General features: G+C 54.5%; 4 protein-coding genes. 1 reads left to right on the top strand and 3 read right to left on the bottom strand.

Annotated features, from left to right (window positions below; all coding sequences use genetic code 11):
- Positions 1-350 precede the first annotated feature (350 nt).
- The 3 genes from NKH97_RS32980 to ectB all read right to left on the bottom strand — a co-directional run bounded on the left by NKH97_RS32980 (position 351) and on the right by ectB (position 4,127).
- Positions 351-1,862: a M81 family metallopeptidase gene (locus NKH97_RS32980; protein WP_352799926.1), complete on the bottom strand. Its 1,512-nt coding sequence runs from the start codon at positions 1,860-1,862 to the stop codon at positions 351-353.
- Between the two features lie 173 nt (positions 1,863-2,035).
- Entirely contained in the window at positions 2,036-2,878 is an 843-nt protein-coding gene (locus NKH97_RS32975) for a 2OG-Fe(II)-dependent halogenase WelO5 family protein (protein ID WP_352799923.1), read from the bottom strand.
- The gene (ectB, locus tag NKH97_RS32970) at positions 2,868-4,127 is read right to left on the bottom strand and encodes a diaminobutyrate--2-oxoglutarate transaminase (protein ID WP_352799921.1); all 1,260 of its coding nucleotides are present in this window, start codon (positions 4,125-4,127) and stop codon (positions 2,868-2,870) included. The genes NKH97_RS32975 and ectB overlap by 11 nt, the downstream gene beginning before the upstream one ends.
- Before the next feature lie 917 nt (positions 4,128-5,044).
- Between ectB and NKH97_RS32965 the strand changes: the two genes are divergently transcribed.
- Complete coding sequence (locus NKH97_RS32965; RefSeq protein ID WP_352799919.1) at positions 5,045-5,830, top strand: LuxR family transcriptional regulator; 786 nt, start codon at positions 5,045-5,047, stop codon at positions 5,828-5,830.
- Positions 5,831-6,707: the final 877 nt, after the last annotated feature.

Genomic DNA, 6,707 nt, shown 5'->3' with positions numbered 1-6,707 from the left:
CGCGAGCACAAGAAGCTCGCTCTACGCCAAGCCGCATGACCAGCTTCATGATCGCCCATTTTGCAGAACTTGACGCACACAACCTTGGTCTCTTTGAGGGAGACGATTCCCCCCTCAACTCCAACTCGCGCCCAGGGCCGCCAAATACCTGGTCTTCCCGACGGTTATCGACCCCCCAGATCCTCCGATCCGACCAGAGCGGCACGTCCCGACCTCGATCCCAACCCTCAGCGACGCCTGACCTGTGGCCCTGGCCAACCGTCTGCAACGATGTCCGTGCTGCATAAGGCAATGGGCAGTCCGCGTCAGGCTCGAAATTTATGACGCAGTAGTTAGGTGGAGCGGTTTGATTAGAGTTGAGAACGTCCTTTTCGATCAAGCACCCGTGGTGCAATAATCGGATCAGCGCTAACGTCGACGTCGGGCCAAGCGCGCGCCCGATTCTTCTTGAAAACACCCGGTAAATAGAATGCGAGTCCGGGGGTAGCAATATACAAAGAAGTCGCAAAACCGTTGAAGTTGGCATTGAAGTGATACTGAGACTTGACTACTACAAAGTCCTGCTCTCTAACGCGAACCCCGTGAAATTCGAATATAATGGGATCGCTGATGAAGCCAGGTTTCGATGTGGCGATAATCTGTAAGCGATTGTCGATTTCAATAAGAGCCGTGTCGCCCATCGCCGCTGACTCGCCGCCAAAATTGGGGCCGATAAGCTTGATGTCTTCGTGATTGATAACCTTCACGACGCCGTCGACATTGAACGGCTCATATTGTGGGGTCAACTTGCCACCGAGCCGCATCGCGAGGGTGGCTCCCACGCCGGCGGTATGCGCCTGTGCAACGGTTTCGGGATCGTGCACAGTCATCGCGCCTTTGAGGATGGGCTTGTAATTCATCGCCGCCTGAAGGATCAAAGTACTGTCGCCGGGTGCGCCAGCAAGTGTCCGGTCCCCAAGGTCGGCCAGGGCTTTGGGTAACCGCTCCGGCCTTTCTGCCACCGCATCGAGTGCCTCCTCAATGGTTAGAAGGTCATCATTGAACTCGTCACGTCGCGCCCAAAATTCTTGGGCAAACTCGTAGACGAGTTCTTCTGATTGAGGATAGCGTCTATTGCTCAGCAAGACCGCTGCTTGGCCCATATCGGTAAAGTCGCCGAAACGATAAGCGTTGTAAAGGCTGATATCGACGATCGCCGGCGTTGACTGCTCCAACGCCCGAGCGCGCGCGTGCAGTTGCTTTAGTGGACCCAGATGCGTCTCCAGCTTGCCCGGCGCGATCATGCGCGCCTTGGCGAGCGTGTAAACTGGGTCCAGCCTGCCATCAAGCACCTCGAAGACCAATTCGACAACACGTTTGCCAGTGTCGTGATAGTCGTCGTGCGGATTATGTTTGCAAGCGATGCAAATGTCTGCGGCTGACAACATGCTTGGCGTTATGTTGGCGTGGAGGTCTAGTCCGACGCCAATCACAACGTTCTCTCCTGCGATGGTTCGCATATGGCCGAGGAAGTCACCTTCGACGTCGTCAAGCTCCGTTGTTCCCATTGCTCCGTGGAGATCAATGATGAGCGCATCAGGGCTCAAGCTATTGACCTGCTCTTCCCAAAAACGGCGTTGGTCAAGGTAGAAGCCATGATTGATCAGGCCGCTCGGCGCGATCATCGAGTCCGAGATCGGCAAGAGCTCAACGTCGTTCCGCTCCACCAACGCGTCTACAATGCCGCCAAGCGTTGTGCCATTTCCCCTCGCGTCCTGAATCAATTTATCTCCGCGCACGACCATGATGCTTTCCGACATAGTCGGGCGTGCGTAGGCGTGAGATTCATGAAATAGCCGCCCGACTGCAATTCGTCTTGTCAATTTCGCCTCCACCTTCGCCCAGGCATTTTAGAAGTGAGACCTCTGCCTGAGCTTGCCGAATTGCCGGTATAGAGCGACATCGGGCAAAGAGGTCGCCACAACTGGCTGAGAATCTAGGGACGGCAGATGTTTTACTATCGACGGAACTCAGCCCATTGATACGACATCCAACATCAAGTCCACCAGAGAACTAGATCTGGCCGCGCAACCCCGAAAAAGCTGTTCAGCACCAGGCGACGCTTTCCGTTGCCGGATTGACCCGTGACCCCGTGAACGAAACCGCCGTCGATCAGGGCGATATCCCCGGCCCTGAGCTGGAACTCGCGATAAGGAACGTCTTCAAGATAGGCTGCCGAATAGGGATATCCGGTGGTCTCCACACCTTGCGACTTTCGGTCGGCGACCGTCGGCTTGTGGCTCCAGAGCCGCAGGTTGCCACCTTCCTCGGCCATGCTGGGGTAGAAGTTGAGCGCCGCGACGGTGTTGTGCGCCACCGCAGAAAGCTCGTAATCATTCCCAGCACATAAGACTTGAGCGACATCGTCGTGGGGGTCCAAGGAAAACGTGCCGGTGCCAGACCAACTGAGAGCGCGACAGACATTGGCCTGACCCTGCTTCGAGCGGGCCAGTCTCAATTCAATGCCCTGGTCGTGAAGCTCGCGCTTCAACGCCTCGAACAATGCTCGGACGGGGTCAACCAAATTGCCGAAAAGGGCGTCGACGTACGGTCGCGCAGTTTCTGACTCTGCGAAATACGTGGCTGCATCCTTCCTGTAGTGGGATGCGCCGACATATTCTCCGGGGACGCCATCTTCGCGCTCCCTGAGACCGGGACTGTCAACAAAGTTCGCGGTGATTTCTTCGGCTATTTCCGTACTGAAAGCTTGCTTGACGTGCAGAGCGGTGATCTCGCCCTTCAGGACTGAGACGATTTCCGCAGTACTGATTGAGCCGGTTCGTTCCCTGATCGTAGCAGGCGACATAGCAGGCGCCTGAGATGCTTGATTAGTGCCCATTGGCTTGCTCCTTTAGTGCGTGGTCTAGGATGGCGATGCCATGATCGAGTTCCTCGTCGGTGATGGTTATCGGTGGTAGGACTTTGATGACGTCGCGATTTGGTCCTGAAGATTCGATCAGCAGGCCATTTTCGAATGCGACATCGTGCACACGGTCGACAACGGCCTGTGAATGGCATTTGAGACCGACCATCAGACCGCGGCCGCGCTTTTGTTCGATGCACGTGGGAAATTTCGCAACCAGGTTATCCAGATGTCTTTGCAGGTTGGCGGCTGTTCGCTCAAGGCCTGCAGTGAACTGCGTGTCGGACCACAGTTTGCACATAGCCCCTGCAGTCACGAAGGCGAGATTGTTGCCTCTGAAGGTGCCGCTATGTTCTCCGGGATTCCAAATGTCCAGGTCGGGGCGGATCAGAACGATTGAGAACGGACTGCCTGATCCGCTTAGGGACTTTGAAAGGCATACGATGTCGGGATCAATACCTGCGAACTCGAATGAGAAGAACTCGCCCGTTCGTCCCGCACCCGCCTGGATGTCGTCGACGATCAAAATAACACCGTGCTTGCGGCAAATGCGCTGAATTTCCGTGAGCCAAGCAGCAGATGCAGCGTTCATGCCGCCTTCTGCCTGAATGGTCTCTAGAATGATTGCAGCTGGCCTTTCAATGCCGCTGCCTGGGTCGCCCAATACGAAGTCGATGTAGCTCGCGGAATCGAACTCTTGGTTCGGATATCCGTCGTAGGGGACACGGATCACATCATGGCGAGCGACGCCGCCCAGATCTCTAGTTGAAGCCGAACCCGACACCGCGAGAGAGCCAAGTGACATTCCATGGAACGCATTCGTGAATGCCATGACGCTCGAGCGTCCAGTATATTTTCGTGCCAGCGCCAACGCCGCTTCGTTAGCATTTGTGCCGGTCGGCCCAGGGAATTGTATCTTATAGTAAAGCCCCCTCGGCTTCAGGATCGACTCCACAAACGTTTCAATGAATTCACGCTTTGCCACCGTATACATGTCGAGGGATAGAAGAATGTTCTCGCCCACGAGGTATTCAATTGCTGGTTCAATAATTTTCGGGCTGTTATGTCCATAATTGAGGGCGCCGGATCCTACGAGGAAATCAAGGTATGAGTTTCCGGCCTCGTCCCAAATTGTCGCCCCAAGGGCCCTCGTAAAGACTGCAGGAAACGACCGCCCGTAGCGACGAACGTTAGATTCATGAGCTGCAAACACATCTGTATTCATTTCATGGTCCTCTGTATGTCGGCGTCGTATTCAGCGAGACATTGATTAAACGCGGTTTGCCTCGTCGTACTGTCGAACCGTTTCGCCGAGGAGACCAGAACAGTCGGGCGGAGTTTTGGGAGGTCGGTAAACTCAGACCTGTTTGTAACGCCGACATGCTCCTCGAAAATTCGCGACAAAACGGACACAGACTTGCGCGGCAGCTCATTCTGTGCAGATGCATTTGAATACCATCGCAGTCGTTACGCTGTTCCACATGCCGATACCTCGCGGTCGGTGCGTGTGGAACGGGCTCAGTTCTAAAGGGTTCGCGCGGATGTCGGTACTACGGCATCTGGTAGTTGACGCACGAGTGCGTCGATTGCCGGCGAGCAGGCTCGACCGATCAGTTCGCCCGGCCGATGCAGCCGCGCCAGAGTGACCGTGCCCCATCTCCGCTCGCCGACTGTTTCGGAATCGGGGGCGCAACTACCGCCCGCGTGACCAAGGACGGAGGCCCGACACCAAGTCCGTGACCAGTCAATCCGGCCTCAAAGCAACCTTTTCCCAGGGCGGCCTATTCTCTCGGCGGGAGCTTTGCGCGCCGGCTAAAGGATGCGGTATGTAAAAGCTCAAAAATTGTTATCCTCACCGGATGGAGGATGACAGAATATCACAATATCGAGTTCGTTTTAGCAGTGTGTCGTTCGTGTAACGCTAGCATAAAGATACATTCAAATTAAAATAACTACGCCGATTGCATTGTATGTTACAGCTTTGACGATGCTGGCCTGTTGAGAACGATGCGCGAAGCTCTAGCCTTACAGCCGGCAGCCTTGGTGCCTGTGACAACATCCTGCGCAAATGGCTACGGAGCAGAGACCATGGAACGCCCGCGGATGACTGCTGTCTCTCAACTTCGAGGAATCTCAACCAGAGTGTCCGACCAGTTTTCTTTGGTCCCGGAGATGCATTTCTCTGAGGCTGCCAGGGAGGTATTTGCGCTGGAGTTTGGCCGATTTCTCGACCAAACCGACGGTGTTGCAAAATCCGAGCATTTATTCGACTTGTTATCTGATTTTGCCCTGAATTTTGATTGTCCGTGGATCGCGTATGGCTCTCTTGCACCAGACCGCTTAAAGCCGGGCCGAGGCGATCCGGCGGTCATGCTGAATTATCCTCGTGAATGGCAGCAGCGCTATTTCGAAATGGGTTATGACAGGATAGACCCCACCATCAAGAGGAGTCGGAGGCGAGTAGAAGCCTTTCGGTGGAGCGAGGTGTACAACGACGAAAGCACGACTGAAGACGAACGGCGCGTTTTCGACGAGGCGGCGACGTTCGGCTTAAGATCGGGCATTAGCGTTCCATTGCACGGCCCCGACGGTCGCTTTGCGATCATGAACTTTGCTCAAGCTTGGGACGGTGAACTCCAAAATAGAGCAATAACCTACTTGCAGCTCGCGGCGTTACATTTCCATCTGAGAGTCGATAAGTTCGCCAATCCAAGTGACATCGAGGAGGCACCTAATCTTTCTCCAAGAGAAAAAGAGTGCATCCTGTGGACGGCGAAAGGGAAGTCGTCGTGGGAAATAGCTAAGATTGTGGGAATATCTGTAAATACTGTTAACTTCCACATAAAAAACATAATGCGAAAAATGGATGCCACCAGCAGAACAACCGCAGCCATAAAAGCGATAAAATTCAGAATTATTGAATTGTAAAACTCGGCCACTAGCTTCTAAAACGTTGCAGAAAGCATGGCAAGCCTGAGTCGACAGTTGATCTTGCACTAATAACGGAATTATTACAAGTCGACTGCCTTGACGTCGCGGAGGCGGTGTCCGAATTGGTCGACTTGCCGTCGGTTTGACTCACAAGTGTTTGGGATCGCGTCCTTCTGCCCTGTCACAAATTTCTGTCACCGGCGAACCGTCTTTGCCCTGCTTGACAAGGATTCGGACAGATAATTGCCGATCCAGTCTGAGGCCGGCAGCACCTGGAGCGCGAAGAGCTTCATGATAATGTTGGTTCGGATCAGCCCGAGGGCCGTGAAAGGCCCCATTGCGGCGGATGTGACACCTTCACGATCAGCGGAGGTCGATCGGTCGCTAGACTCCAGGGCGAGATGTTTTAGCGACCTCACTTTGCCACCGCGCAGGTCGCTATCCACCCTCCTCATAGGATCTGAACAGTTCGGAGCTCGTTGGTCGTACGCAACTTCGGTTGGCTCGGCGCCGGCGCACGCAATGCAGGATAACTGGCGGCTAACTGCGTCCCTGAAACATCACAACCTCCGAAGCTCGTCGATACGCTCCCCGCCACACCCCGGGGCTAAACGGTGCAAAAGATCCTGCAACTAAATTCACAGAACCTTTGCGACCGCAAATCGCTGACAATGGTACGTTCTTCCAAAGTCTGAAGTCAGGTCACTGAAAAATGCGCTGCCTGTCTACGCTCGGACCGAGCGCACAGCATGCACGGAGGGCAACGCCAATGAAAAGAAGGGCTCTAGTTGTTTAGTCCCAAGGTTTGATGGGTTGGATGGAGCCTGAATCGTTCGGGCTCTTTTGTCCAGATTTTGCAGATGTATTCAAAGGG

Source organism: Mesorhizobium sp. M0870, assembly GCF_040319775.1.
In the GTDB taxonomy this organism is placed as follows: Bacteria; Pseudomonadota; Alphaproteobacteria; order Rhizobiales; family Rhizobiaceae; genus Mesorhizobium.
The sequence above is the reverse complement of the archived record's forward strand: the minus strand, read 5'-3'. Positions and strand labels throughout refer to the sequence as shown.